We start from the raw sequence: 25346 nt of genomic DNA, 5'->3' as shown, positions 1-25346 counted from the left end.
CAACCCCCTGCAGCAGCGAACGGGTATCGGGCACGCTCATGCTTCCTCCGCGAGCCGCGCCAGCAGCGCCTTCAGCGCCAGCGCGCGATGGCTGTGGGTGTTCTTCACGGCCGGATCGAGCTCGGCGGCCGTCGCGCCGAGCGCCGGCAGGTAGAAATACGGGTCGTAGCCGAATCCGTGCTCGCCGTGCGGCGTGTCGACGATCTCGCCGGCCCAGCGCCCTTCGGCGAACAGCGGCTCGGGATCGTCCGCGTGGCGCACCAGCGCGAGCACGCAGCAATAGTATGCGCGCCGGTCGTCGACGCCGCGCAGTTGCTCGACGAGATACGCGTTGTTCGCCGCGTCGCCCTTGTCGCGGCCCGCGCGCTGCGCGTAGCGCGCCGAGTAGACGCCCGGCGCACCGCGCAGCACGCGCACGCACAGGCCCGAATCGTCGGCGATCGCCGGCAGCCCGGTGAGCCGCGACGCGTGACGCGCCTTCGTCAGCGCGTTCTCGATGAACGTGCCGAACGGCTCTTCCGCTTCGGGCACCGCAAGATCGCCCTGCGGGACGATCTCGATGCCGACCGTCGAGAACAGTGCGGTGAATTCGCGCAGCTTGCCCGGGTTGTTCGACGCGAGGACGATGCGCGACAGCGGCGCGAGGGTGTGGTCGTCCGGCATGTCAGGCGCCCAGCACGTCTTTCTGCAGCTGCACGAGCTCGGCGATGCCGCCCTGCGCGAGGTCGAGCAGCGCATTCATCTCGGCGCGCGAGAACGGCACGCCTTCGGCCGTGCCCTGGACTTCGACGAAGCCGCCGGCGCCCGTCATCACGACGTTCATGTCGGTGTCGCACTGCGAATCTTCCGCGTAGTCGAGGTCGAGCACCGGCGCGCCTTGGTACACGCCGACCGAGATCGCGGCCACGTGGTCGGTGATCGGCGAGCGCGCGAGCTTGCCGGCCGCGATCAGCTTCGACACGGCGTCGTGTGCGGCGACGAAGGCGCCGGTGATGCTCGCGGTGCGCGTGCCGCCGTCGGCCTGGATCACGTCGCAGTCGATGTGGATCGTGCGCGGGCCGAGCGCCTCGAGATCGAACACCGCGCGCAGCGCGCGGCCGATCAGGCGCTGAATTTCCTGCGTGCGGCCCGTCTGCTTGCCGCGCGCGGCTTCGCGGTCGCTGCGCGTGTGCGTCGCGCGCGGCAGCATCCCGTATTCGGCGGTCAGCCAGCCTTGCCCGCGGTCGCGCAGGAAGTCGGGCACGCGTTCGGAGACGCTCGCGGTGCAGAGCACCTTGGTGTCGCCGAATTCGACCAGCACCGAGCCTTCGGCGTGTTTCGTGTAGTGGCGCGTGAGGGCGACCTTGCGCAGTGCGTCGGCGCGGCGGCCGCTCGGGCGGGAAACGGAAGACGTCATGGGGAAATCGCGGAAGGAGAGGAAACCCCGATTTTAGCGCCGAACGGCGGCCGTGCCCGGCGGGGTGGTCCGCAAAAATGGGATAATGCGCGCTTCCCGCCCCGCGCTTTCCGATGCGCCGGGCGCCTCGACATATCCCCGCCCGCGAGGGCACCCAGACGGCGAGACGAACCATGATCTACAGCATGACGGGCTACGCGAGCGCGACGCGCGAACTCGTGACGGCCACCGGCAACGGCGGCACCAGCGTGTCGGTCGAACTGCGCACCGTGAACTCGCGCTTCCTCGACCTCAATTTCCGGATGCCGGACGACGTGCGCGCGTGCGAACCCGCGCTGCGCGAAATGCTGATGAACAAGCTGTCGCGCGGCAAGGTCGACGTGCGCATCAACCTGCAGCGCGGCGAACAGAGCATCGGCGCGGGCGCGCTGAACCAGTCGGCGCTCGGCCAACTGGCCGATCTCGAGCGCGCGGTGCTCGATTCGTTCCCGGGCGTCGGCCGCCTGCGCGCGGGTGAAATCCTGCGCTGGCCGGGCGTGCTCGCCGAGAGCGGCGTGTCGGCGGAAGCGATCCGCGATGCCGTGCTCGCGTGCGGCAAGGAAGCGATCGGCGAGCTCGTCGTCGTGCGTTCGCGCGAAGGCGCGCAACTGGCGACGATGCTGCTGTCGAACGTCACCGAGATGGAAGCGATCGTCGCGCGCATCACGCCGCTCGTGCCGGAGCTGATCGCGAAGCATCAGCAGAAGATCGTCGAACGGCTGCAGGAAGCGCTCGGCATCGCGGCGCCGGAAGGCAGCGCGACGATCGTCACGCGCGAGGAAGCCGCGGAACGCATCCGTCAGGAAGTGACGATGTACGGGATCCGGATCGACATCGCGGAAGAGCTGTCGCGCCTCACCGCGCACCTGAACGAAACGCGTCACGTGATCGAGAAGGGCGGCCGCGTCGGCAAGCGTCTCGACTTCATGATGCAGGAACTGAATCGAGAAGCAAACACGCTCGGCTCGAAGGCGGCGGCGAAGGAACTGGCCGACGCATCGATGGCGCTCAAGCTGTTGATCGAGCAGATGCGCGAGCAAGTGCAAAACCTGGAGTAAAGCAACATGACGGACTCTCATCGCGACGTCCACGCGTCGCATTCGCTGCATGGCGGCGTCTATCCCGGCAACCTGTTCATGGTCGTCGCGCCGTCGGGCGCGGGCAAGTCGACGCTCGTGAATGCGCTGCTGTCGAAGGACAGCGACATCTGCCTGTCGATCTCGTACACGACGCGCAAGCCGCGCCCGGGCGAACAGGACGGCCGGCACTACCACTTCACGACCGTCGAGGATTTCCGCACGCGTCACGCGGCGCACGAATTCCTCGAGAGCGCGGAAGTGCACGGCAATTACTACGGCACGTCGCGCGTCTGGATCGAAGAGCAGATGAAGAACGGCCATGACGTGCTGCTCGAGATCGACTGGCAGGGCGCGCTGCAGGTGAAGAAGCAGTTCCGCAACGCGGTCGGCATCTTCATCCTGCCGCCGTCGCTCGATGCGCTCGAGGAGCGTCTGAAGAAGCGCGGCCAGGATGAACCGAACGTGATCACGCGGCGCCTGCTGGCCGCCGGCAGCGAGATCGCGCACGCGTCGGAAGCGGAATACGTGGTGATCAACGAGAATTTCGAGCGAGCGCTCGCGGAACTCGAATGCATCGTCGCTGCGACGCGCCTGCGCTTTGCTTCGCAGTACGCTCGACACACGGAGTTGTTCATCGAGCTCGGCATCCATCTGCCCCACGCGGAATGACGCGGGGGACGAGGGACATAAGGTAGAATAAGGACTATATTCAGAAGGAATTACCAACATGGCTCGCATTACCGTCGAAGACTGCCTGAAGCAAATCCCGAATCGCTTCGAACTGGCGCTCGCCGCCACCTACCGCGCGCGGCAGCTCGCGCAAGGCCATACGCCGAAGATCGAAAGCCGCGACAAGCCGACCGTCGTCGCGCTGCGCGAAATCGCTGCCGGCCAGGTCGGCGTCGAGATGCTGAAGAAGGTGCCGGTGTAACGCGCATCCGGCCCGTTCCAGCCATGTAATCCACGCGCGCAACGACTCGACCTGGAGGCGAATATGAGCACCACCCCATCGTCCGCCTCCGCGGATTCGACCACCGAAGCCACGGCCCAGTCGCCTGCGCGCCAGTACATCGACGCGGTCCTCGAACAGTCCTTCCGGCATCTGTTCGGGCCGACCGCCACGCCGGAGCAGCCGCGCAAGCACGGCGTCGTTTCGATCGCGAAACTGACGGCCGTGCTTGCCGACTATCTCGCCCCGGACGAAATCAAAGAGGTCAAGGCGGCGTTCCACTTCAGCGACGAAGCCCACCTCGGTCAATATCGCCAGAGCGGCGAGCCCTACATCACCCATCCCGTTGCCGTCGCGGAAATCTGCGCCGGCTGGAAGCTCGACGCGCAGGCCGTGATGGCCGCTTTGCTGCACGACGTGATGGAAGACCAGGGCGTGACCAAGAACGAGTTGGCCGAGCGGTTCGGCCCGAAGGTCGCCGAACTGGTCGACGGCCTGTCGAAGCTCGACAAGATGGAATTCCGCAGCCGCGAGGAAGCGCAGGCGGAAAACTTCCGCAAGATGCTGCTCGCGATGGCACGCGACGTGCGCGTCATTCTCGTCAAGCTCGCCGACCGCCTGCACAACATGCGCACGCTCGGCGCGGTGCCGATGGAAAAGCGCCGCCGCGTCGCGCGCGAAACGCTCGACATCTACGCGCCGATCGCGCACCGGCTCGGGTTGAACAACACGTATCGCGAGCTGCAGGACATGAGCTTCGCGAACTTCAACCCGCATCGCTACGCGACGCTCGAGAAGGCCGTGAAGGCCGCGCGCGGCAACCGCCGCGAAGTGATCAGCAAGATCCTCGAGGCCGCGCAGCGCGCGATGGCCGACGCGAAGATCGACGCCGAGATCACCGGTCGCGAGAAAACCATCTACAGCGTCTACCGCAAGATGCGCGACAAGCAGCTGTCGTTCTCGCAGGTGCTCGACGTGTACGGTTTCCGCGTCGTCGTCGACAGCCCGCTCGACTGCTATACGTGCATCGGCGCATTGCATGCGCTGTACAAGCCCGTGCCTGGCAAGTTCAAGGACTACATCGCGATCCCGAAGATCAACGGCTATCAGTCGCTGCACACGACGCTCGTCGGCCCGTTCGGCGCGCCGATCGAGTTCCAGGTGCGCACGCGCAAGATGCACGAGATCGCCGAGGCAGGGGTCGCCGCGCACTGGCTGTACAAGAACGGCAGCGCCGATCTCAGCGACGTGCAGAAGCGCGCGCACCAATGGCTGAAGTCGCTGCTCGACATCCAGAGCGAAGCCGGCGATTCGAGCGAATTCCTCGAGCACGTGAAGATCGACCTGTTTCCCGACGCGGTCTACGTGTTCACGCCGAAGTCGAAGATCATGGCGCTGCCGCGCGGCGCGACGGCGCTCGATTTCGCGTATTCGATCCACAGCGATCTCGGCAACCAGTGCGTGGCCGTGAAGATCAACAACGAATTGCTGCCGCTGCGCACCGAGTTGAAGAGCGGCGACATCGTCGAGGTGATCACCGCGCCGTATTCGAAGCCGAACCCCGCGTGGCTCGGCTTCGTGCGCACCGGCAAGGCGCGTTCGGCGATCCGCCACTACCTGAAGACGATGCGCCTGAACGAGTCCGTGCAGCTGGGCGAGCGGCTCGTCGACCAGAGCCTGAAGGGCTATGGCCTCGCGCTGGCCGACGTCGAGCCGGAAGTGTGGGAAAAGCTCGTGCAGTGGACGGGCAACAAGAGCCGTCAGGAAATTTTCGCGGACATCGGTCTCGGCCGCCGCGTCGCCGCGGTGATGGCGAAGCGCATCGAGGTGCTGATGAGCGGCCGCGACGCGGACGACGACCTGCCGAAGTCCGAGCGGCACCCCGCGCATCATGCGCCGCCGGTGGTGATCACCGGCACCGAGGGGATGTCCGTGCAGTTGTCGGCGTGCTGCCGGCCGATTCCGGGCGACGCCATCATGGGTTACATCGGCATCGGCCTGGGGATGGCGATTCATACGACCGATTGCCGTGTCGCGCAGCGTATCCATCGGCGCGATCCGGGCCGCTGGATCGATGTCGAATGGGCGCCGCAGCCGGGGCGCCTGTTCGATGTCGCGGTGAAGGTGCTCGTGAAGAATACGAAGGGCATCTTCGCGCGTGTCGCGGCGGACATCACGTCGGCCGACGCGAACATCGTGCATATCGCGATGGACGAGGATCTGACGCATGAATCGACGGTGCTGCGCTTCGTGATCCAGGTCAGCGACCGCGTGCATCTCGCGAACGTGATGCGGCGCGTACGTACCAATCCGGATGTGATGCGGATCATGCGCGAGCGCTCGACCGACGACGGTGTGCATGCGCGCCACGACGGTGGCATGCGTATCGAGCGCGAACGGCAGGATTACTGACGCGCCTGCAGCGCGCGGGCGATCGATCGACAGACGGCGGCCAGCGGCCGCCGTTTTCATTGATGCTGCGGCCAGGCCGGCGATGGCGCACGCGAGAAGAGGGGGATGCGGAAAAGAAAAAGGGCTTTCCCGGAGGAAAGCCCTTTTAAGGTGGCGCGGCTGGCAGGATTCGAACCCACGACCCCTTGGTTCGTAGCCAAGTACTCTATCCAACTGAGCTACAGCCGCACGCAACAACAAGACTTCTACTGCTTTGAACTGAAAGGGCCTTCGGTTGGGAAGGCCCTCGAAAAAGTGGCGCGGCTGGCAGGATTCGAACCCACGACCCCTTGGTTCGTAGCCAAGTACTCTATCCAACTGAGCTACAGCCGCACGCAGAAGCGGAAGTATAGCAGGGTTGTATAAAAAGGGAAGCCTTATTCGCAAATTAGGTGCCATGACCTTGCCGGGGCGCCCTTCGTGTACCCTTGGAGCATCAGTCATCCATGTTGAATCTGCATCATGAACAAGGCGTTTGTCAAAGAGTCGGACGGTGACGACGACGATCTCGACCAGGCTCAACCCGCGATTCCGGCGGGCGCGAAGAACTACATCACGCCGGCCGGCCACAAGCGGCTGAGGGACGAGCTGCTGAGCCTGATCGACGTCGAGCGTCCCGAGGTCGTGCGGCTCGTGTCGTGGGCCGCGTCGAACGGCGACCGGTCGGAGAACGGCGACTACATCTACGGCAAGCGGCGGCTGCGCGAGATCGACCGCCGTATCCGCTTCCTGACGAAGCGGCTCGATCTCGCGGAGGTCGTCGATGCGAGCCGGCAGGAGAATGTCGACCAGGTGTTCTTCGGCGCAACGGTCGATTACGAGACGCCCGACGGCGTCGATCACACGATCACGATCGTCGGGATCGACGAGGTCGATCTCGACCGCGGCTGCGTCAGCTGGATTTCGCCGGTCGCGCGTGCGCTGATCAAGGCGAAGATCGGCGATACCGTCACGCTGATGACGCCGGCCGGCCCGCAGCCGATCGACATACTCGACGTCCGCTATCCGGCGCGCGGCGACGCCTGATCGACGGCCAGCCCCGTGCGGTAAAGAAAAAGCGCCCCGGTGGGGCGCTTTTTTCTTCCTTTTTTCTTCCGGCGTACGGCGGCGTGGCCGGCCGCTCAGAAGCGATGACGCAGGCCGGCCGTGACCGCGATCTGCTTGTTGGTCGACGAAGCGCCGCCGAGGCCGTTGACATAGGCGCCGATGCCGAGGCCGTCCGTGCTGACTCGCTGATACACGCCTTGCACGTACACGTCGGTCCGTTTGGACAGTGCATAGTCGGTCTGCAGGTTGAACTGGTTCCAGCCCGGATGACGGCCGTCCAGGAAGCCGGCGGTGTACGTGTACGAACCGGCCAGCGACAAGGCCGGCGTGAGCGCGTAGCGCGCGTTCACTTCGTAGTTGTTGAAGCGGGCGAACGTGCCGTCGAGGCTCAGGCCGTTCGACACGCCCGAGGCGCCCGCAGAGATGCCGAGCGCCCGGTTCACGCGCGATTGTGTGAACACGAAGCCGGCCGTTGCCGGACCGAAGGTGTAGTTCAGGCCGCCGCCGAACACGCGCTGGCGCTTGCCGACGAACGTATTGTCGCCTGCCACCGCGCCGCCGCTGTTGGTGACCGCAGCCGACGTGAGGCCCGAGATGTCGTTGTTCAACTGCAGGTAGCCGGCGCCGATATTGAAGCCGGCGTAGGTGTACGACACGCCCGCGCTGTATGCGCGATTGTTCGAGAACTGGTTGCTGTTCGAGAAACCGTACAACGCGCCGAACTTCAGGCCGCCGAAATTGACGCTCGTGTACTTGACGGAGTTATTGATCCGGAACGAATTGTTCAGGTTGTCGTTGTCGAACGGGTGGGCAAACTGGGTGCCGCCGAACTGTGTACCGGTCAGCGACAGCGGCCCGATGTAGTCGACGACGCTATCGTATTGGCGACCGAGGGTGACGGAGCCGAACTGGTCTTGCGACAGGCCGACGAACGCCTGGCGGCCGAATTCGCGGCCATTCTGGCCGAGCGTGCCGTTGGCGATGTTGAAGCCGTTTTCCAGCACGAAGATCGCTTTCAGGCCGCCGCCGAGATCTTCCGTGCCACGCAGGCCCCAGCGGCTGCCATTGATCTGGCCGCTGCGTTCGGACCATGAGCTGTGGCCACCCTGGTTGTTCGTATAGGTGATGCCTGCGTCGATCAGGCCGTATAGCGTCACGCTGCTTTGCGCGTGTGCGGCGGTAACGAATACACCCGACAACGCGGTGACGATCAGGGTTTTTTTCATGGATCTGTCTCCAAACAGGATGATGTCGATCGAACCTGCTGCCGGGCCGGGCTGTTTTGCATGCGCCGTGATCGGCAGAGCGGCGGTGCGCTTGTCAGAAAGCCATCTGCAGTGTACGGAGTGTGCGAAGCGGGCGAGGGCGGCGCTTTAAGCAATAATGTATTTTGGAATCCGCAAAGATCGGCGAATGCGCGCAAACGAACGCCCATCAAGGGTTTGCGGCGGTGCAGCGAAGAAAAATGGTGCTCAGGACTACGTAACGGGCGTTGCGCAATCGCGACAGGTAATCAACGGTCGGCGGGAGACGTCATGCGCGATTATTGACACATCGGCAATAGAGGTTTGTGTGGAGCATGACTAATGAAAGGTAGTTCTCTCGTTATACTGCGATCTCTGCTTTCCGAAGCAGACTTTTTCGTTGACGGAAAAGATCTCCAAACCTTTGTCGGCGCGACTTCCCAGTCGCGCTTTTTTTTGCCCTGCCGGTCCGTGGCTACTGCGCGTACGAGCGCCGCTTGCGCTTGGCCGCAGGCGCGGCTTCCTCGGTATCGGTCGGTGGCGGCGTGTAGGTCCAGTCTTCCATCACGTAGTGACGGGCATCCAGCGGCGATGCCAGCAGGTTCTGCCAGTGGTCGCCGTGCCAGGTCGTATCGAATTCGGTATCGCAAGGCGCTTCGCGCGCAGACTCGGCCAGGGCGCGGGACTTGCGACGTACGCGTCCGAGCCGGCTCGCGAAGCGCTTGATTCCGTCCAGCCACATGACCTTCTCCTTCCTTTCGGCGTTACGTCAGCATCTCAACGTCCCCGGATTTCTGCAACCCGGAAAAAACCCGAGGAATTTACCGGGCTGATTTGTCCCCGGTAGGAATTTCATCGTCGCGATTATATTTGATCCGATCCCGGTAATATTGACAGGTTTTTGATGCGAATCAATTAATCAAAGGCGATGGTGTACCGATTCCAGTGGTATTAGCGCTTTTTTGATAAAACAACTGCCAAAAATTTTCTTGACGCACCCGGATTGTCCAATTTATAAAGTCAGCACTCCGTCCTCGGGCGGCGTGCTGGTGTGGGTGCTGGCGCAATGTTTCGGGATTTCGGGAAACGGCTATAAAAATAGCTTTTTTGATCTAATTGAGTGGGGAACGAAGACATGGATACCGGTATCGTGAAATGGTTTAACGATGCTAAAGGTTTCGGCTTTATTACGTCGGACAATGGTGGTGAAGATTTGTTTGCGCACTTTTCCGAAATCAAGATGGACGGCTTCAAGACGCTGAAGGAAAACCAGCGTGTTTCGTTCGACGTCAAAGTCGGGCCGAAAGGCAAGCAGGCAGCGAATATCCAGGCGGTCTGACGCGCCACGCATTGCCGATCACGTCCGGCCCCCGCATCGCGGGGGCTTTTTGTTTTACGGGGGCGGAACGCACCGGTCCGCGCTGGCCGCGACCATGCTTGCCGGTGCATACTCACGGAAGCATCGTTTTCCTGTCTTTTCATGTCCGATTCCCGCTCGTCCGATCCCGCCGGCGAACAACCGCTCGTCTTCGTCGACCTTGAAACCACCGGCGGCTCGCCCGCCGAGCACCGCATCACCGAAGTCGGCGTGGTCGAAATCGGCCCGCTCGGCGTGTCGACATGGACGAGCCTCGTCAATCCGGGGCAGGCGATTCCGCCGTTCATCCAGCAACTGACGGGCATTTCGGACGCCATGGTGCGCGACGCGCCGTCGTTCGCATCGCTCGCGCCGGCGCTGTTCGAGCGGCTCGACGGCAAGTTGTTCGTCGCGCACAACGCGAGCTTCGATCGCGGTTTCCTGCGTGCCGAATTCGAGCGCGCCGGCCTGGCGTTCAATCCCGATGTGCTGTGTACGGTCCGGCTGTCACGCGCGCTGTTTCCGCGCGAATCGCGGCACGGGCTCGACGCGTTGATCGAGCGGCACGGGCTCGTTCCGGCTGCGCGCCACCGCGCGCTGGCCGATGCCGATCTCCTGTGGCAGTTCTGGCGCCAGTTGCACGACATCGTCCCGCTCGAGCGGTTGCGCGACCAGATCGCGCACACGACGCGCCACTATCGCCTGGGCGGCGATCTGACCGAGGCGTGGCTCGACACCGCGCCTGCCGGGTGCGGCGCCTATGCGTTGTTCGGGGAAGCGGACGCTCCGCTGTACGTGGGCCGCAGCGTGCGGGTGCGGCAGCGGTTGCGCGCGCTGCTGACCGGCGAGCGCCGTTCGTCGAAGGAGATGCGGCTGGCGCAGCAGGTGCGGCGCGTCGAATGGCGCGAGACCGGTAATGAACTGGGTGCGATGTTGGCGGAAGGGCAATGGATTGCGCAACTGCGGCCGTCGTACAACCGGCGCCCCGCGGCCGATAACGTCCGTGGCGGCAGTGCGCCCTGGCCGTTCGACGGCGCCGTTGCGTTCGAGGCGAGCGGCGGCCGCCGCCTGTTTCATGTGATCGACGGCTGGCGTTACCTCGGCGCGGCCGAATCGCTCGATGCGGCCGCGCGGCTCGTCGCCGAGGCGGCGGACGGCACGTTCGAACCCTTCACCCATCGCCTGCTGCAGACGCATCTCGCGCGCGGGCTGCAACTGATTCCGCTCGTCGCGCTCACGCCGGCAGGTTGAGGCGGCCGCGCGGCGCCCGCGGCGTCAGCTGATTGCGCTTGCGCCGCCGGCCGAGCAGACGTGCGACAGCGCGGTGTCGAGTGCCTGCGTCTGCTTCGAGTCGTAGCGCGTCAGCGTTTTCCAGTTCGCGATGCTGCGCGCGAGGCGCGCCTGGCAATCGGGCGCATTGCGCAGCGGTTCGACCTGTGCGAGGCCCGCGAGCATTTTCTGCGTCAGCCGGTCGAGTGCCGGGCGCGTGCTGGTCGCGAGGTCGGGCGGCGTGCCCTCGGGCGGCTGCGTCGCGCGCCAGGTCGCGAACAGTGCGTTCTGCACGTCCTTGCTCGCGACGATCTGATCTTCGAAGAACGTCCGTGCGAACGCAGGATCGACGCCGGCCTGTGCCGCGCGCTTTTCGACCGAGGCGAGCAGGGCCGCTTCGCGCGGCTGGTCCTCGATCGCCTTGTGATTCGCCCATTTCCAGCGCGCGACCGGTTCGGCGAGCGCGAGGCGCTGCGATGCGAGCGCGACGATGTTGGTGAGCGCGGTGTCGTCGCCGTCGGCACGCGCGATGCGGGGAGGCGCAAAAAGGGCGACACCGAGCGCGGCGACTGCAACGCTGGCACGAATGGCTTGCTTCATCGGAATGATCGGGAGAGCCGGGCGGGCCGGACGTGGAAAACCAGAAGGATAGACGAAGACAGTCGCGCGGCGCAGCGCCGCGACAGGAGAATCAGCAGGCGAGCCGATCCGGCACCGTCAGGCTGTTGCGGCCCGGGTGCGAGGCGAATTGCGCGCGATGCGCAGCGATGAACCGCACGATGGCGATGATCGACACGTGGCGGTTACAGAACCGGACAGGCGTTCACTTCGGCGAGTACAGCTTGTGCTGCTCGTCGAAGAATGCCCGCACGTGCTCGGGCAATTCGGCGAGGAATTCCACGCCGACGGGTTCCGGATCCGGGCTCATCACTTGCTCGGGCGGTGGCATGCGAGTGGGTCTTTCGTCCATGGTCATTTCTCCAGCAGGTTCGATGATTATCAACCTCGTGCTTCGATTTATGCCAGCGGCGAATCGTTAGATTTTGTCTCTGTTGTATTAACGGCACATGCGCTGCGACGCGAGGTGTGATGGCCGCTATTGCATCCTGCGCAATCGGCAACGATCGGGCCGCTTGTTATACTTGCGCGCACTTTTTCCTGGACCGCGATGAGACGAACGACGCGATGGATCGGCCTCGCATGGCTGGCGTTGGTACTGAACGTACTGTCGCCCGTCGTCGGCTATGCGCGTCTTGCGTCGAGCGGGTCCGGCGCGCTCACGCTCGAATTGTGCAGTGCAGCGGGCGCGCGCCAGGTCGTGCTCGCCGAAGCGGGCGACAGTCGCGACACATCGTCGTTCGACCATGCCGGCGTGCCCCACTGCGTGTACTGCCCGGGCTTTGCGGCGAACCTCGCGCTCGGCACGCGCCTGCCCGACATGCCGGGCTTCGTGCGGACGTTCGCGTATCGCGTGGCCGTGCCGGCCGTTCCCGATTTTCCCCGCAAGGGCATCCGTCTCGCGCAGCCGCGCGCCCCGCCTGAAAACCTCCCGATCTGATTGATGTCGTTCGCGCGCCCCGGTGGCGCGCGTGCCGCCCGCGGCCCGGTCCGCGTGCCGCGCCATGCGTGCGCGGTACGCGTGCGCGTGCCCGGCGGCGTCCGATCGCGTTTTCAGGAATTCACTCATGGCTTCTATCCACGTCGCGCGGCTGCCGCGCGGCCGGCTCGCGCTCGCATGCGCGGCCGCTTTTGCATGGCCCGCCGCGCACGCCGCATCGACGAACGATGCGCACGCCGATTCCGTCCGCGGCGGCGTCGAACACCCAGCCAGTTCCGCCGTGCCGGCTTCGTCGGTCGCCGCCGTGCCGCAGCAACGGGCCGGCGACACGCTGGCGACCGTCAGCGTGACCGCCCAGCGGCAACCGGTCGATCCGGATACGCCGGCCGTCGTCACGTCGATCACGCGCGAGCAGATCGAGTCGCACACCAACGTCACCACCGAGGACGCGCTGAAGTACGTGCCGAACCTGATGGTCCGCAAGCGCTACATCGGCGACCGCAACAGCGTGTTCGCGGGCCGCGACTTCAACGAGCTGCAGAGCGCGCGCGGGCTCGTCTATGCCGACGGCGTGCTGCTGTCGAACCTGCTCGGGTCGAGCTATGCGTATCCGCCGCGCTGGTCGCTGATTCCGCCCGACGACATCGCGCGCGTCGACGTGCTTTATGGCCCCTTTTCCGCGCTGTATCCCGGCAACTCGATCGGCTCGACGGTGCTGCTCACGACGCGTCGCCCGGACAAGCTCGAGGCATCACTGTCGACGCAATTCTTCACGCAGCGCTACCACGACGGCTACGGGTTCGCGGACAGCTTCGGCGGCAATCACCAGACCGCGCGGATCGCCAACCGCGTCGGCCGGTTCTGGTTCGCGCTGTCGCTCGACCGGCTGGAGAACGACAGCCAGCCGATGCAGTATGCGAGCCCCAATTCGGCCTACAACCCGAAGCTGGGCGCCGCCGTGCCCGTGACGGGCGCCGCGACCGACATCGGGCCCAACGGCAAGCCGCGGACGATCGTCGGCGCGCAGACGATCGAGCGGACCGAGCAGCTGAACGAGACGGTGCGGATGGGCTACGCGTTCACCGATCGCGTCGACGCGACGCTCACGCTCGGGCATTGGGAGAACCATTACCGGCAGCACGGCGAAACCTTCCTGCGCGACGCGACGGGCAACGCGGTCTACGGCGGCAACGTGTCGATCGGCGGCCGGAACCTGACCGTCGCGCCGAACGCGTTCGCGCCGCAGCGTGGCGACCAGGAAAACTGGCTGTACGCGCTCGGCCTGAACGGCCGGCTCGATTCGGGCTGGCGGCTGTCGGGCGTCGTGTCCGCGTACGACGTGTCGCGGGACGTGCTGCGCGCGGCATCGACCGTGCAGGGCGGCGCGGGCACGCTGTTCCAGGGCGACGGCACCGGCTGGCGCACGCTCGACCTGAAGGCCGAGGCGCCGGAAGTGAAAGGCCACACGTTCACGTTCGGCTATCACTACGACAACTACTTCCTGCGCAACGTCACGTACAACACGGCCGACTGGCTGGCCGGGCCGATCACGTCGCTCGCGAGCCGCTATCGCGGCGACACGCGCACGCAGGCGCTGTTCGGGCAGGACGCGTGGCGCTTCGCGCCGGGCTGGCTCGCGACGCTCGGATTGCGCTACGAGCGCTGGGATGCATACGGCGGCGCGCTCGGCAACGCGAGCGGCACGCTCGGCTATGCGGACCGCAGCGCGAACGCGCTGTCGCCGAAGGTCGCGCTGCAATGGGACGCGACGGACGTGTGGCGCTTCCGGCTGTCGTTCGCGACCGGCACGCGGTTTCCGACGGTTGGCGAGCTGTTCCAGGGCACGATCTCGAACAATGCGATCGTCAACAACAACCCGAACCTGCGGCCGGAAAAGGCGATCGATTGGGACTTCACGGCCGAGCGCGACGTCGGCGCCGGCGTCGTGCGCGCGAGCGTGTTCCAGAGCGACCTGCGCGATTCGATCTATAGCCAGACAACGGTGTCGGGTGCGACGACCGTCACCAATGTCTCGAACGTCGATCGCGTGCGCGTCCGGGGCGTCGAACTCGCGTTCAGCGGCGAGAACGTCGGGCTGAGGGGGCTCGCGATCGACGCGAACGTGTCGGCCAGCAACGCGCAGATCCTTGCCGATGCCGCGAATTCGGCCTACGTCGGCTCGCGCTTCCCTCGGATTCCGCGCGTGCGCGCGAACCTGCTCGCGTCGTATCGCTTCGACGAGCACTGGCTCGCGAGTGTCGGCGTGCGCTACTCGGGCCGGCAGTTCAACACGCTCGACAACAGCGACGTGAATCCGGACGTATACGGCGGCACGAGCTCGTTCACGGTCGTCGACCTGAAGGCGCGCTATCGCGTCGATCGTCACTGGACCGCATCGCTCGGCATCGACAACCTGACCGACCGCCGCTACTACGTGTTCCACCCGTATCCGGGCCGTACTTTCTATGGGGAACTGAAATGGTCGCTGTGAAGTCGTTCGCGGCAGGCGGTGCGCCCTGGCTCGCGGCGTCGTTGGCGGCCGATGCGCATGACACGCACGACGCGGCGAGCGCCGCTGATCAGCAGGTCGCGCAGGTCGCGAACGCGGAGCCGGTGCCCGGACGTTTGCGTGCGCCGCTGGAAGCGGGACGGAGAGGGGGAATGCCGCGCGCCGTGTGGATCGGGCGCGATGGCGCACGCGAGGCGCGCAGCGGGTTGCTGGCGAACGACGTGCTCGAGGGCTGCTTGCAGCACGCGAAGCGTTGAACGAGCGAGTGGCGCGCGGCGAACGGGCCGCGCGCCGGCCTGATGCGAAAACGCGCCCGAAGGCGCGTGGAGAGAAGCGTCAGGCCGCTCGCTTGAATAGCCGGATCACGAACAGCAGGATCACCGCACCGACGACGGCGACGATCACCGAACCGATGAAGCCGCTGCCGACGCTGATGCCGAGTACCCCGGCGAGCCAGCCGCCGATCACCGCGCCGACGATCCCGACGATGATGTCGACGATCAGCCCGAAGCCGCCGCCTTTCACGAGCAGGCCGGCAAGCCAGCCGGCAATCGCGCCGATGATGAGCCACATAATCAAGCCATGAGTCATGGTGGTCCTCTCCTTGGGTTGAGTCGAAATGACCGGACGCCGGCTGTCGTGCGCCGCAAGCTGGGTGAAAGCGGCATGCGACCCGCCGCGCCGCCCACGCAATGTAACGCGATAGGCGGGTCAGGATCGTTAAGTAATGTTATGCACCCTCATGCGGTTTTTCCAGGGAATTCGTCTGCCTACGGCGCGGTTCGTGCGCGGACGATGTGTGTCGAAATGAATATGTAAGGGTGAGGTGGAGGTGGGCCCGGCCGGTCAGTCGTCTTGCCGTTCGCGCGTCGCCGCAGGCACATTCGTATTGGGCAACCCTTCGCCTGCCTCGGCGATCAGCCTCGCGACGGTCGCGGATTGGCCGATCGCCTCGATCGACAGGAGTACGAAGCGGGCGAGAAAGAGCGACGCATCGGCTTCGCCTATCCCGGTCATCGCGCGGCACGGGGCGGTGTAGAGCAGGTCGCGTTCGGGTCCGTCGTCATGCGGGTTCCTGAAGATCGGTTTCGGTTGACGTGCGTATCCTGCAGGCGTTGGGTGAGCACGGCCTTGCGCATCAGTTCGAATGCAAACGACGACGGCGCCGTGAACTCGGTGCTCTTCGTGCCATGGCGCAGGTTCTCGTGCGTCGCGAACACGCGTTCGTCCGAGGCGCTGTCGAGCAGGGCGTCCGACGCGATGCCGCGGATCACGTACGCGAGTTTCCACGCGATGTTGTCGGCATCGTCGATGCCCGAATTCGGCCGCGCACGCCGACGATCGGCACGGGGGTGCGTAGCGTTCGAGCGTCAGTGCGTAGGCCTTGTGGATCGTGATCCAGATCGCCAGGTGCGCATGATGCGAGGAAGAGGGCGGAGTGGTCCGGCGATCGTAATCGGCGGCACGTGGCACATAAGTCCGGGGAGGCCCGCAAGCGGAGGCGAAGCGGCGAAGGGATGTGCGCGCGATTTCGGCGCCGGAAAAGAGAAAAGGTCTGACAAGCGATGCTTGTCAGACCTTTATGTCTTGGTGCCGGAGATAGGAGTCGAACCTACGACCTTCGCATTACGAATGCGCTGCTCTACCAACTGAGCTACACCGGCAGCAGAGAAATGAAATTATATGGTGAAATCCGAGATCTTGGCAATAGGTTTTGCGAACTTTTTTCAGCTTGCTGCTGCTGCTTCGCGAAACCCTCGATCCGGCGGACTTCCCGCTTTCACTTCACTGTGATGCGACCGGTCAGGGCCACATCAAGAGGCGCGATTGTACTTGCGCATCGCACCTCCGTCTAGTGCTGCAGTGCAATTATTTTGCTTCGTCGTGATAGCCGGTGACGCGCTCGACTTCGTTCTTCGAGCCAAGGAACACAGGCACGCGCTGGTGCAGGCCCGTCGGCTGCACTTCCATGATGCGCTGCGTGCCCGTCGTCGCGGCACCGCCTGCCTGTTCGACGATGAACGACATCGGATTCGCTTCGTACATCAGGCGCAGCTTGCCCGGACGATCGGGCGTGCGCTTGTCGGCCGGGTACATGAAGATGCCGCCGCGGTTCAGGATCCGGTGCACGTCGGCGACCATCGATGCGATCCAGCGCATGTTGAAGTTGTCGCCGCGCGGGCCGTCCTTGCCGGCATTCAGTTCGTCGACGTAGCGCTTGACCGGGTCGTACCAGTGGCGCGCGTTCGATGCGTTGATCGCGTATTCGCGCGTGTCGGCCGGGATCTGCATGTTGCTCTGCGTGAGCACCCACGAGCCGACTTCGCGGTCGAGCGTGAAGCAGTTCACGCCGTTGCCGGTCGTCAGCACGAACACCGTCTGCGGGCCGTACACGGCATAACCCGCGGCGACCTGCTCCGTGCCGGGCTGCAGGAACGATTCTTCGGTGGCCTGCTTGCCGTCCGGGCAGCGCAGCACCGAGAAGATCGTGCCGATCGACACGTTCACGTCGATGTTTGACGAGCCGTCGAGCGGATCGAACACGAGCAGGTATTCGCCGCGCGGGTAGTTCGCCGGGATCGGGAAGAACGTTTCCATTTCTTCCGATGCCATCGCGGCGAGGTTGCCGCCCCATTCGTTCGCGTCGAGCAGGATCTCGTTCGACAGGATGTCGAGCTTCTTCTGCACTTCGCCCTGGACGTTCTCGCTGCCGGCGGTGCCGAGCGCTTCGCCGAGCGCGCCCTTCGACACGTTGTAGCTGATCGCCTTGCACGCGCGTGCGACGACTTCGATCAGCAGGCGCAGGTCGGCGGGGAGGTTGTTGGTCTCACGTTGCTGTTCGATCAGGAACTTCGACAGCGTGGTGCGGCGGGCAATGGACATGACAGACTCCGAAAGGCCAAAGAATCCTTGAATGGCCGCAATTTTACCCGTCGCGCCTCCCGCGCCGCCGGCTTTTTTCGTCCGGTTACATCGCCGGGCGGGCGAGCCGCCCCGGTTTCCCGCGGCGCAGGCGGGCGCGGCGCGTATCGCCGCGGCGGCAAGTTGCGCGGTCGGACCCCGTCATTACGCTCGATTCCTGCCGCGCCCGTGCAATAAAAAAGCCGGCGCCGCGTCAGGCGGCACCGGCTTCATCGCATGAATGCGACGCGGGCGACGGCGTTACGCGAGCGCCTTCTCGACGATCTCGCGCACGTCGCGCGACTTCGCGCCGGCCGCGACCTGCTCGAGCGCGTCGCGCATCCGGTCGCGCAGCGCCGGCGTGAAGCGCCGCCACAGTTCGAGCGAGCGCGCGAGGCGTGCGGCGACCTGCGGGTTGATCGCGTCGAGCGCGAGCACCTGCTCGGCCCAGAACGCGTAGCCCGACCCGTCCGCCGCGTGGAATTGCGCGGGGTTGGCTGCACAGAAGCTGAAGATCAGCGAGCGTGCGCGGTTCGGGTTCTTCAGGTTGAACGCCGGATGCGCGAGCAGCCTGCGCACCTTCGCGAGCGTCGGCTGCGCGGCCGTACCGCGTTGCGCCGCCTGCATCGCGAACCACTTGTCGATCACGAGCGCTTCCTTCTCGAAACGACGGTAGAAGTCGGCGAGCGCCTGCTCGGCCGGCTCGTTCGCGCCCGCGGCGGCGGCAGAGAGCAGCGCGCCGAGCGCGGCCGCGCGATCGGTCATGTTGTTCGCCGCGTCGTATTGCGCGGTCGCGAGGCGCACGGCATCGGCCGGCTCGTCGAGTTCGGCGAGATATGCGAGCGCGAGGTTCTTCAGCGCACGGCGGCCCGAGGCCTCCGGCGTCGGTTCGTAGGCGCCGGGCGTCTGGTGCTGTTCGTACGCGGCGAGCCATTCGGCGCGCAGCGCGGTCGCGAGCTGGCGGCGCACGAACTGGCGCGCACGATGCACGGCGGCCGGATCGGCTTCGGCCATCTGGTCGGCGAGATAGGTTTCCGACGGCAGCGTCAGCGCGAGTTCGCGGAACGCGGGTGACAGGCTTTCATCGGTCAGCACGCGGCGGAACGCGGCGACGAAGTTCTCGCCGAGCGTGAGCGGTTCGTTCGCGGCGGCGCGCGAGGCGAGCGTCAGCAGCGCGCGCGTCGCGAGGCGCTGGCCGGCCTCCCAGCGGTTGAACGGATCGCTGTCGTGCGCGAGCAGGAACGCGAGATCGTCGTCGCTGTAGTCGTACTCGACGATCACCGGCGACGAGAAATTGCGCAGCAGCGACGGCAGCGGCGCTTCCGGCACGTCGACGAACGTGAAGGTCTGCTCGGTGTCGGTGAAGTCGAGCACGCGCGTCGTGCCCGATGCGGCGGCTTCGCCGTCGAGACGCAGCGGCAGGTCGCGGCCGTCGCGGCCGATCAGGCCGATCGCGAACGGAATCAGCAGCGGCCCCTGCTGCGTGTCGCGCGCGGCCGGCGACGCGTCGCCGTAGCCCTGCGCGAGCGTGACCGTATAGCGGCGCGCGGCCGCGTCGTACGCGGTGCGCACCGACACGCGCGGCGTGCCGGCCTGGCTGTACCAGCGCTCGAACTGCGCGAGGTCGCGCCCGTTCGCGTCGGCCATTGCGTGACGGAAGTCGTCGCAGGTCACGGCCTGCCCGTCGTGACGCTTGAAGTACAGGTCCATCCCCTTGCGGAAGCCGTCGCGGCCGAACAGCGTCTGGTACATCCGCACGACTTCCGAGCCTTTCTCGTAGACGGTCATCGTGTAGAAGTTGTTGATCTCGACATAGCTTTCCGGGCGCACCGGGTGCGCCATCGGGCCCGCATCCTCGGCGAACTGCAACTGGCGCAGCACGCGCACGTCCTCGATGCGCTTGACCGCGCGGGCCGCCGATTCGACGTCGTCGCCCGCGGCCATGTCGGCCGAGAACTCCTGGTCGCGGAACACCGTCAGGCCTTCCTTCAGGCTCAGCTGGAACCAGTCACGGCAGGTGACGCGGTTGCCGGTCCAGTTGTGGAAATATTCGTGGCCGACCACCGATTCGATGTTCGCGAAATCGGTGTCGGTCGCGGTCTCGGGGTTCGCCAGCACGTACTTCGTGTTGAAGATGTTGAGCCCCTTGTTCTCCATCGCGCCCATGTTGAAGTCGCCGACCGCGACGATCATGAAACGGTCGAGATCGAGCTCGAGGCCGAAGCGCTTTTCGTCCCAGCGGATCGAGTGGATCAGCGAATCCATCGCGTGGCGCGTCTTGTCGAGATCGGCCGGCTCGACCCAGACCTGCAACAGCTTTTCCTTGCCCGAGCCGGTCGTGATCGTCTCCTCGATCGCGACGAGCTTGCCGGCGACCAGCGCGAACAGGTAGCTCGGCTTGCGGAACGGGTCTTCCCACTTCGCGAAGTGGCGGCCGTCGGGCAGGTCGCCCGAGTCGACGAGATTGCCGTTCGACAGCAGCACCGGGTACGCGGCCTTGTCGGCACGCAGCGTGACGATGTACGAAGCCATCACGTCGGGGCGGTCGAGGAAATAGGTGATGCGGCGAAAGCCTTCGGCTTCGCACTGCGTGAAGAAGTTGCCGCTCGACACGTAGAGGCCCGACAGCGTCGTATTCTGGTCGGGTGCGCACGCGCTTTCGAGCGTCAGCTCGAACGTGTCGGGCACGTTCTCGACCGTCAGCCCGTGCTCGTGCGCGCGCACGGCGCCGTGCGGCGCGCCGTCCAGCCAGGCGCCGACGAATTCGAGCGCTTCGCCCATCAGCTCCAGGTGCGGCGCGGGCGCGGCGTCCGGATTGCGGCGCACGCGCATCGTATTCCTGACGATCGTGCGGGCCGGCGCGAGATCGAATTCGAGTGCGACGGAATCGATGAGGAAGGCCGGCGGCGTGTAGTCGGCGCGGCGGATCACGGTGGAAGAGGCGTTGTCGGACATGGTCGTCGAGATCGGTGGAGTGGGGGACGGGCCCGCAAGACGGGCCTGGCGAACCGGGCCATTGTACAAAGGCTTGCGGCTGCGTGCCGGGCGAACTTTTTACCGTTTTCGGCAGTCCGCGTATTATCGGCATCCCGTTACGGTTCGCGCGGTGCGACGAACGGGTGACGGATCGACGAGGATCAACATGAAACGCGAATGGATTTTTCGCGGTGCGGGCTGGGCGGCGGCGCTGTGCGTGGCGCTGCTGACGGGCTGCACCAGCTATGTGACGACCCAGGTCACGGCCTTCTCCGACTGGAGCGGCAGCGACGCGACACGCACCTATGCGTTCACGCGCACCGATGCGCAGAAGAACAGCATCGAGCAGTCGACCTACGAGCCGATCGTCGCGAACGAGTTGTCCGCCTATGCGTTCCGGCAGGTGCCGCCGTCGCAGGCACGCTATCTTGTCGGGCTGACCTATTCAGTCGGCAGCGATCTCGTGACGGTGCCGCAGCCCGTCTACTACGATCCCTGGTTCGTCGGGCCGGGGCCATACTGGCGGCGCGGGCCGTGGGGTCCGTGGGGCCCCTGGGGGCCGATGCCGGCCGGCTATGTCGCACAGACGTACCAGGTGTTCGACTACACGCTCGGCATCCGTATCACCGAGCGCGCGACGGGCAAGGAGGTGTACAACGTGTCCGCGCGCACGACCGGCGACAACGGCACGCTGCTGTACGCGATGCCGTTCCTCGCGCGCAGCGCGCTCGCCGATTTCCCGCTGTCGAACGGTGCGGTCCGCTCGGTCCGGCTGCCGGTCGACAAGCGCGGCGGGCCGGCGGCGCCGGCCGCCAACGAGCGCGCGGTGCCGGCTGCGCCGACTTCGGGCGCGGCCGTCGTGAAGTAACGCAGTCGCCATCACGGCGCGGCTGCCCGGCCGCGCCGGCCTTTCCCTTCCGTCAGACCCCGACGCCCAGCAGCGCCAGCGCGCCGAGCACGACGAACAGCACGGCCGCGATCCCGTGCACCAGCTTGGTCGGCAGGCGGTGCGCGAAGCGGTCGCCGAGCAGGATCGCAGGCACGTTCGCGAGCATCATCCCGAACGTCGTGCCGGCCACGACGCCGATGTAATCCTCGAAGCGCGCGGCCAGCGCGACGGTCGCGATCTGCGTCTTGTCGCCCATTTCCGCGAGGAAGAACGCGACGAGCGTCGCACCGAACACGCCGAGCCGCGAACGGGTGGCGTTCGCTTCGTCGGCGTCGAGCTTGTCGGGCACGAGGATCCACAGCCCCATCGCGATGAACGAGAACGCGAGCGCCCAGCGCATGATCGACGGCGTGACGAGCGCGCCGAGCCATTCGCCGAGTGCGCCGGCGAAACCGTGGTTCACGAGCGTCGCGACGAGCACGCCGAGAATGATCGGCACCGGCTTGCGATAGCGCGCGGCCAGGACGAGGGAAAGCAGTTGGGTCTTGTCGCCGATTTCAGCGAGGGCGACGGCGCCGGTGGAGATCAGGAAGGCTTGGGACACGAATGGGGTTCCACGGGCCGATGTTGTGCGTGCGAGCGACGATCCACCGCGCGCCGGGCCCTGATGCGGCGCACTGTGAACCATCGGTCTCGCCAGGCCAACGTGGCTGCGTCCGCCATGGCCGAACGGCCAAGTCTGTTGACGGACGCCTCCGTCACGATGCGCGCCGGGGGCGCGGGACATCGAGCGGAGCGGCTACTCCCCAATGAGCGGCGAATTCTAGCACGGCGCATTGCGTGCCGGAAAGCGGTCGGGCAGGGTGTCGGGGCCCGATCGGCGTGCGGCTGCCCGACGGGCGCGGCGGCGAATGTGCCGCGCCTGCCGGGGCTGCGTTCCGACGGAGCGTTGCCGTGACGGTCAAGCGGCGGCCGGGCGGCGGGCGGCGCCGCGTTCGTGCACGAGTTCGCCGGCTGCATAGGTGCGGTACACCGCGCGGTCGTCGCCGAGCAGTGCGAACGCGAACAGCAGTTCCTCGAGCGAATCGGCGCGCTTCGTGCGGCGCGCGAGCAGCGGCGTGGCCTGCGGGTCGAGCACGACGAAGTCGGCTTCGGTGCGCGGCCGGAGCGTGCCGACCGTGTCGGCGAGGTCGAGCGCCTGCGCGGCGCCGGCCGTCGCGAGCCAGAACATCCGCGTCGCGGTCAGGTGGTGGCCCGACAGCCGCGCGACCTTGTGCGCCTCGTTCATCGTCTGCAGCATCGAGAACGACGTGCCGCCGCCGACGTCGGTCGCGAGCGTGACCGGCACATCGTGTTCGCCGGCCTTGTCGAAGTCGAACAGCCCGCTGCCGAGGAAGAAGTTCGACGTCGGGCAGTGCGCGACGACGGTGCGCGTCTCGGCCATCCGGCGGCGGTCCTCGTCGTCGAGGTGGATGCAGTGGCCGTACACCGCGCGCGGACGCAGCAGCCCGTAGCGGTCGTAGATGTCGAGATAGCTGCGATGGCCGGGGAACAGCTCGGCCACCCATTTCACCTCGTCGACGTTTTCCGCGACGTGGCTCTGCACGAACACGTCCGGATGGCGGCGTGCGAGCTCGCCGCACGCCTCGAGCTGCGCCTCGGTCGACGTCGGCGCGAAGCGCGGCGTGAGCGCATACATCTGGCGGCCCTTGCCATGCCAGCGGTCGATCAGCTCGGCGCTGTCGTCGTAACCCGATTGCGCGGTGTCGCGCAGGAACTCGGGGCAGTTGCGGTCCATCAGCACCTTGCCCGCGATCATCCGCAGGTCGCGCGCGTCGCTCGCCGCGAACAGCGCATCGGCCGACTGCTTGTGCACCGTGCAGTAGACGAGCGCGCTCGTCGTGCCGCACGCGAGCAGTTCGTCGACGAAGAAATCGGCGACTTCGCGCGCATGCTCGGGATCGCCGAACTGGCGCTCGGTCGGGAACGTGTACTTGTCGAGCCACGGCAGCAGGCCCGGCGCCGGCGACGCGATCATGTCCGTCTGCGGGTAGTGGATGTGCGTGTCGATGAAGCCGGGCACGATCAGCTTGTCGCGCAGGTCGTGGACGACCGCGTCGCGCGCGAGCGTCGCCGCGAGTTGCACATACGGGCCGGCCGCGACGACCTTGCCGTCGGCGACGATCAGGAGGCCGTCGGTCTCGTAGTTCGCGGCCTGGCTCGATTGCGCCGGGTCGCCGTTGAAGGTCAGCAGCTGGGAATGGAAAGCGGTTTGCGTCATGACGAATGGTCCTGCATCAAGGTAAGGCGAACAGAAGAAAGCGATCGACGCCGCACGGGGGCGGGACGGTGCTTCGCGAGCGGCGGCGGCACGCGGCGTGCGGCACGGCCGGAGGCGATTGCGCGGGCGAAGGTGGCGGCCGAAGCCGCCAGCCAGTGGTCGCCGGCGGACCTCGCAGCCGCTGTGCTCGCGACCGATGCGGCGGCGAACGGAACGGCACGTCGCGACGGCAGGCACGAGCGGGCGACGACCGGCTGCGCCGTCGCCACGCGCGCACGCCCGCGACCGGCCCGGCGCGAGGCCGAGCCGCTGGTCGCGAGGCGGATGCCGTTGCCGTGTCTCATCTGTCTAGCGCTCCTCGATGCGGGCCGTCACGCGGCCTGCCAGTAAGCGTCGAGGCGCGCGTACAGTGCGTCGCGCTGCGCCGGTTCGATGAACGACGCCTCGAAGCCGTTGCGGATCACCGCATGGACTTCGGCATCCGTGAGTTGCAGCCCTTCGGCCGTCGCGAAGTAGTTTTCGTTGACGTAGCCGCCGAAATAGGCCGGATCGTCGGAGTTGATCGTCACCGCGACGCCGCGATCGAGCAGCGCCTTCAGCGTGTGCTTCGCCATGTCGTCGAACACGCACAGCTTCAGGTTCGACAGCGGGCAGACGGTCAGCGCGGTGCGCGTTTTCGCGAGGCGTTCGACGAGTGCCGAATCCTCGATGCTGCGCACGCCGTGGTCGATCCGGTCGACCTTCAGCACGTCGAGCGCTTCGTAGATGTAGGCGGGCGGGCCTTCCTCGCCCGCGTGCGCGACGAGCTTCAGCCCGAGTGCGCGCGCCTTCTCGAACACGCGCGCGAACTTGGTCGGCGGATGGCCGAGTTCGGACGAGTCGAGGCCCACGCCGATCAGCCGGTGACGATAGCGTTCGAACAGCGGCAACGCGGCTTCGAACGTCGCGAGCGCGTCTTCTTCGGACAGGTGGCGCAGGAAGCACAGGATCAGCTTGCTCGACAGCCCGCGCTGTTCGGCATCGGCGAGTGCGCGCTCGATGCCCGCGACGACCGTCTCGATCGGCACGCCGCGCTCGGTGTGCGTCTGCGGATCGAAGAACAGCTCGGTGTGGACGACGTTGTCGGCGAGCGCTCGTTCGCAGTACGCGGCCGTCATGTCGTAGAAATCCTGCTCGGTCAGCAACACGCTCGCGCCGGCGTAATAGATGTCGAGGAACGACTGCAGGTCGGTGAACGCGTATGCGGCGCGCAGCGCGTCGATCGAGTCGTACGCGAGCTTCACGCCGTTGCGCTGCGCGAGCGCGAAAATCAGTTCGGGCTCGAGCGAGCCTTCGATGTGGATGTGCAACTCCGCTTTCGGTGCGCGGGCAATCTTGTCCTTGAATGTCGGGGTCATGGCG

The 25346-nt window shown here is 66.1% G+C and carries 24 protein-coding genes, 3 tRNA genes, 2 pseudogenes and 1 riboswitch; of the genes and pseudogenes, 11 read left to right on the top strand and 18 right to left on the bottom strand.

Translation table 11 applies throughout. The annotated features are described in order from the left end of the window. Positions 1-36 precede the first annotated feature (36 nt). On the bottom strand, positions 37-663 hold the full coding sequence (gene rdgB, locus DIE03_RS07490; protein ID WP_124448974.1) for an RdgB/HAM1 family non-canonical purine NTP pyrophosphatase: 627 nt from the start codon (positions 661-663) through the stop codon (positions 37-39). A 1-nt stretch (position 664) separates the two neighbouring features. Next, complete coding sequence (gene rph / locus DIE03_RS07485) at positions 665-1396, bottom strand: ribonuclease PH (protein WP_124448972.1); 732 nt, start codon at positions 1394-1396, stop codon at positions 665-667. Between the two features lie 173 nt (positions 1397-1569). Between rph and DIE03_RS07480 the strand changes: the two genes are divergently transcribed. The 4 genes from DIE03_RS07480 (at position 1570) to DIE03_RS07465 (ending at position 5875) form a co-directional block, all read left to right on the top strand. Next, positions 1570-2493: a YicC/YloC family endoribonuclease gene (locus DIE03_RS07480; RefSeq protein ID WP_124448970.1), complete on the top strand. Its 924-nt coding sequence runs from the start codon at positions 1570-1572 to the stop codon at positions 2491-2493. A gap of 6 nt (positions 2494-2499) precedes the next feature. Then, positions 2500-3183: a guanylate kinase gene (gmk, locus tag DIE03_RS07475; RefSeq protein WP_124448968.1), complete on the top strand. Its 684-nt coding sequence runs from the start codon at positions 2500-2502 to the stop codon at positions 3181-3183. Between the two features lie 58 nt (positions 3184-3241). Continuing rightward, entirely contained in the window at positions 3242-3445 is a 204-nt protein-coding gene (gene rpoZ / locus DIE03_RS07470; RefSeq protein ID WP_006025620.1) for a DNA-directed RNA polymerase subunit omega, read from the top strand. 63 nt (positions 3446-3508) lie between these two features. After that, positions 3509-5875 carry a bifunctional (p)ppGpp synthetase/guanosine-3',5'-bis(diphosphate) 3'-pyrophosphohydrolase gene (locus DIE03_RS07465; RefSeq protein WP_124448966.1) on the top strand — a complete coding sequence of 789 codons (2367 nt, stop codon included), beginning with the start codon at positions 3509-3511 and terminating at the stop codon, positions 5873-5875. Between the two features lie 151 nt (positions 5876-6026). On the opposite strand, the gene DIE03_RS07460 is transcribed toward DIE03_RS07465, so the two are convergent. After that, positions 6027-6103 (bottom strand) — tRNA-Arg (locus DIE03_RS07460). 67 nt (positions 6104-6170) lie between these two features. Next, positions 6171-6247, bottom strand: a tRNA-Arg gene (locus tag DIE03_RS07455). 129 nt (positions 6248-6376) lie between these two features. Here DIE03_RS07455 and greB point away from each other — a divergent pair. Next, positions 6377-6940, top strand: a complete 564-nt coding sequence (gene greB, locus DIE03_RS07450) for a transcription elongation factor GreB (protein ID WP_124448964.1) — start codon at positions 6377-6379, stop codon at positions 6938-6940. Between the two features lie 95 nt (positions 6941-7035). Here the strand turns inward: greB and DIE03_RS07445 are convergent, their stop codons facing one another. Together DIE03_RS07445 and DIE03_RS07440 are read right to left on the bottom strand one after the other, a co-directional pair. After that, positions 7036-8187 carry a porin gene (locus DIE03_RS07445; protein WP_124448962.1) on the bottom strand — a complete coding sequence of 384 codons (1152 nt, stop codon included), beginning with the start codon at positions 8185-8187 and terminating at the stop codon, positions 7036-7038. A 493-nt stretch (positions 8188-8680) separates the two neighbouring features. Next, the gene (locus DIE03_RS07440; RefSeq protein WP_124448960.1) at positions 8681-8947 is read right to left on the bottom strand and encodes a hypothetical protein; all 267 of its coding nucleotides are present in this window, start codon (positions 8945-8947) and stop codon (positions 8681-8683) included. Between the two features lie 393 nt (positions 8948-9340). On the opposite strand from DIE03_RS07440, the gene DIE03_RS07435 reads away from it, so the two are divergent. Both DIE03_RS07435 and DIE03_RS07430 read left to right on the top strand, forming a co-directional pair. Then, entirely contained in the window at positions 9341-9544 is a 204-nt protein-coding gene (locus DIE03_RS07435) for a cold-shock protein (RefSeq protein WP_011351289.1), read from the top strand. A gap of 141 nt (positions 9545-9685) precedes the next feature. Next, positions 9686-10813 carry an exonuclease domain-containing protein gene (locus DIE03_RS07430; protein ID WP_124448958.1) on the top strand — a complete coding sequence of 376 codons (1128 nt, stop codon included), beginning with the start codon at positions 9686-9688 and terminating at the stop codon, positions 10811-10813. A gap of 24 nt (positions 10814-10837) precedes the next feature. On the opposite strand, the gene DIE03_RS07425 is transcribed toward DIE03_RS07430, so the two are convergent. Next, complete coding sequence (locus tag DIE03_RS07425) at positions 10838-11431, bottom strand: chorismate mutase (RefSeq protein ID WP_124448956.1); 594 nt, start codon at positions 11429-11431, stop codon at positions 10838-10840. Positions 11432-11654: 223 nt separating this feature from the next. Continuing rightward, complete coding sequence (locus DIE03_RS38180; protein WP_009690993.1) at positions 11655-11801, bottom strand: hypothetical protein; 147 nt, start codon at positions 11799-11801, stop codon at positions 11655-11657. 198 nt (positions 11802-11999) lie between these two features. Here DIE03_RS38180 and DIE03_RS07420 point away from each other — a divergent pair, with 198 nt between their 5' ends. The 3 genes and pseudogenes from DIE03_RS07420 to DIE03_RS07410 form a co-directional block, all read left to right on the top strand. Next, positions 12000-12389 (top strand): DUF2946 domain-containing protein, encoded by a 390-nt coding sequence (locus DIE03_RS07420; protein WP_124448954.1) that lies wholly within the window; start codon positions 12000-12002, stop codon positions 12387-12389. A gap of 127 nt (positions 12390-12516) precedes the next feature. Then, positions 12517-14880: a TonB-dependent receptor gene (locus DIE03_RS07415; protein ID WP_124448952.1), complete on the top strand. Its 2364-nt coding sequence runs from the start codon at positions 12517-12519 to the stop codon at positions 14878-14880. A 35-nt stretch (positions 14881-14915) separates the two neighbouring features. Then, positions 14916-15155, top strand: a pseudogene (locus tag DIE03_RS07410) (TlpA family protein disulfide reductase); the annotation flags it as partial. Positions 15156-15234: 79 nt separating this feature from the next. On the opposite strand, the gene DIE03_RS07405 reads toward DIE03_RS07410, so the two are convergent. The 6 genes and pseudogenes from DIE03_RS07405 to pepN all read right to left on the bottom strand — a co-directional run bounded on the left by DIE03_RS07405 (position 15235) and on the right by pepN (position 20754). After that, positions 15235-15489: a GlsB/YeaQ/YmgE family stress response membrane protein gene (locus DIE03_RS07405; protein WP_034187394.1), complete on the bottom strand. Its 255-nt coding sequence runs from the start codon at positions 15487-15489 to the stop codon at positions 15235-15237. 255 nt (positions 15490-15744) lie between these two features. Next, complete coding sequence (locus DIE03_RS38175) at positions 15745-15915, bottom strand: hypothetical protein (RefSeq protein ID WP_185658124.1); 171 nt, start codon at positions 15913-15915, stop codon at positions 15745-15747. Between the two features lie 101 nt (positions 15916-16016). Beyond that, a pseudogene (locus tag DIE03_RS07400) lies at positions 16017-16302 on the bottom strand (FAD-dependent monooxygenase); the annotation flags it as partial. A gap of 184 nt (positions 16303-16486) precedes the next feature. Next, positions 16487-16562 (bottom strand) — tRNA-Thr (locus DIE03_RS07395). A gap of 205 nt (positions 16563-16767) precedes the next feature. Further along, positions 16768-17781: a class 1 fructose-bisphosphatase gene (locus DIE03_RS07390; protein ID WP_050011574.1), complete on the bottom strand. Its 1014-nt coding sequence runs from the start codon at positions 17779-17781 to the stop codon at positions 16768-16770. 279 nt (positions 17782-18060) lie between these two features. Then, entirely contained in the window at positions 18061-20754 is a 2694-nt protein-coding gene (pepN, locus tag DIE03_RS07385) for an aminopeptidase N (protein WP_124448950.1), read from the bottom strand. Between the two features lie 187 nt (positions 20755-20941). On the opposite strand from pepN, the gene DIE03_RS07380 reads away from it, so the two are divergent. After that, positions 20942-21643, top strand: a complete 702-nt coding sequence (locus DIE03_RS07380) for a DUF4136 domain-containing protein (protein ID WP_124448948.1) — start codon at positions 20942-20944, stop codon at positions 21641-21643. Positions 21644-21695: 52 nt separating this feature from the next. On the opposite strand, the gene DIE03_RS07375 is transcribed toward DIE03_RS07380, so the two are convergent. The 4 genes from DIE03_RS07375 to DIE03_RS07355 all read right to left on the bottom strand — a co-directional run bounded on the left by DIE03_RS07375 (position 21696) and on the right by DIE03_RS07355 (position 25342). After that, positions 21696-22268 (bottom strand): TMEM165/GDT1 family protein, encoded by a 573-nt coding sequence (locus DIE03_RS07375; RefSeq protein ID WP_124448946.1) that lies wholly within the window; start codon positions 22266-22268, stop codon positions 21696-21698. 78 nt (positions 22269-22346) lie between these two features. After that, positions 22347-22484, bottom strand: a riboswitch (yybP-ykoY riboswitch). A 141-nt stretch (positions 22485-22625) separates the two neighbouring features. Beyond that, entirely contained in the window at positions 22626-23945 is a 1320-nt protein-coding gene (gene guaD / locus DIE03_RS07365) for a guanine deaminase (RefSeq protein ID WP_124448944.1), read from the bottom strand. Further along, positions 23942-24289: a hypothetical protein gene (locus DIE03_RS07360; protein WP_124448942.1), complete on the bottom strand. Its 348-nt coding sequence runs from the start codon at positions 24287-24289 to the stop codon at positions 23942-23944. The genes guaD and DIE03_RS07360 overlap by 4 nt, the downstream gene beginning before the upstream one ends. 27 nt (positions 24290-24316) lie before the next feature. Further along, positions 24317-25342: an adenosine deaminase gene (locus DIE03_RS07355; protein WP_124448940.1), complete on the bottom strand. Its 1026-nt coding sequence runs from the start codon at positions 25340-25342 to the stop codon at positions 24317-24319. Between the last annotated feature and the right edge of the window lie 4 nt (positions 25343-25346).

The sequence above is a fragment of the Burkholderia sp. Bp8992 genome (genome assembly GCF_003853705.1).
In the GTDB taxonomy this organism is placed as follows: domain Bacteria; phylum Pseudomonadota; class Gammaproteobacteria; order Burkholderiales; family Burkholderiaceae; genus Burkholderia.
Note: the sequence above shows the minus strand (reverse complement) of the source record. Positions and strands in the feature narration are given on the sequence as shown.

Excerpts from the sequence above, each read along its gene's own strand:
- DIE03_RS07405 (WP_034187394.1), bottom strand. The coding sequence starts at position 15,489 with ATGACTCATGGCTTGATTATGTGGCTCATCATCGGCGCGATTGCCGGC.
- rdgB (WP_124448974.1), bottom strand. The coding sequence starts at position 663 with ATGCCGGACGACCACACCCTCGCGCCGCTGTCGCGCATCGTCCTCGCG.
- DIE03_RS07390 (WP_050011574.1), bottom strand. The coding sequence starts at position 17,781 with ATGTCCATTGCCCGCCGCACCACGCTGTCGAAGTTCCTGATCGAACAG.
- gmk (WP_124448968.1), top strand. The coding sequence starts at position 2,500 with ATGACGGACTCTCATCGCGACGTCCACGCGTCGCATTCGCTGCATGGC.
- DIE03_RS07445 (WP_124448962.1), bottom strand. The coding sequence starts at position 8,187 with ATGAAAAAAACCCTGATCGTCACCGCGTTGTCGGGTGTATTCGTTACC.
- DIE03_RS38180 (WP_009690993.1), bottom strand. The coding sequence starts at position 11,801 with ATGGACGAAAGACCCACTCGCATGCCACCGCCCGAGCAAGTGATGAGC.
- DIE03_RS07425 (WP_124448956.1), bottom strand. The coding sequence starts at position 11,431 with ATGAAGCAAGCCATTCGTGCCAGCGTTGCAGTCGCCGCGCTCGGTGTC.
- DIE03_RS07435 (WP_011351289.1), top strand. The coding sequence starts at position 9,341 with ATGGATACCGGTATCGTGAAATGGTTTAACGATGCTAAAGGTTTCGGC.
- DIE03_RS07360 (WP_124448942.1), bottom strand. The coding sequence starts at position 24,289 with ATGAGACACGGCAACGGCATCCGCCTCGCGACCAGCGGCTCGGCCTCG.
- DIE03_RS38175 (WP_185658124.1), bottom strand. The coding sequence starts at position 15,915 with ATGACCGGGATAGGCGAAGCCGATGCGTCGCTCTTTCTCGCCCGCTTC.
- pepN (WP_124448950.1), bottom strand. The coding sequence starts at position 20,754 with ATGTCCGACAACGCCTCTTCCACCGTGATCCGCCGCGCCGACTACACG.
- rph (WP_124448972.1), bottom strand. The coding sequence starts at position 1,396 with ATGACGTCTTCCGTTTCCCGCCCGAGCGGCCGCCGCGCCGACGCACTG.
- guaD (WP_124448944.1), bottom strand. The coding sequence starts at position 23,945 with ATGACGCAAACCGCTTTCCATTCCCAGCTGCTGACCTTCAACGGCGAC.
- greB (WP_124448964.1), top strand. The coding sequence starts at position 6,377 with ATGAACAAGGCGTTTGTCAAAGAGTCGGACGGTGACGACGACGATCTC.
- DIE03_RS07440 (WP_124448960.1), bottom strand. The coding sequence starts at position 8,947 with ATGTGGCTGGACGGAATCAAGCGCTTCGCGAGCCGGCTCGGACGCGTA.
- DIE03_RS07465 (WP_124448966.1), top strand. The coding sequence starts at position 3,509 with ATGAGCACCACCCCATCGTCCGCCTCCGCGGATTCGACCACCGAAGCC.
- DIE03_RS07355 (WP_124448940.1), bottom strand. The coding sequence starts at position 25,342 with ATGACCCCGACATTCAAGGACAAGATTGCCCGCGCACCGAAAGCGGAG.
- DIE03_RS07430 (WP_124448958.1), top strand. The coding sequence starts at position 9,686 with ATGTCCGATTCCCGCTCGTCCGATCCCGCCGGCGAACAACCGCTCGTC.
- rpoZ (WP_006025620.1), top strand. The coding sequence starts at position 3,242 with ATGGCTCGCATTACCGTCGAAGACTGCCTGAAGCAAATCCCGAATCGC.
- DIE03_RS07415 (WP_124448952.1), top strand. The coding sequence starts at position 12,517 with ATGGCTTCTATCCACGTCGCGCGGCTGCCGCGCGGCCGGCTCGCGCTC.
- DIE03_RS07420 (WP_124448954.1), top strand. The coding sequence starts at position 12,000 with ATGAGACGAACGACGCGATGGATCGGCCTCGCATGGCTGGCGTTGGTA.
- DIE03_RS07480 (WP_124448970.1), top strand. The coding sequence starts at position 1,570 with ATGATCTACAGCATGACGGGCTACGCGAGCGCGACGCGCGAACTCGTG.
- DIE03_RS07380 (WP_124448948.1), top strand. The coding sequence starts at position 20,942 with ATGAAACGCGAATGGATTTTTCGCGGTGCGGGCTGGGCGGCGGCGCTG.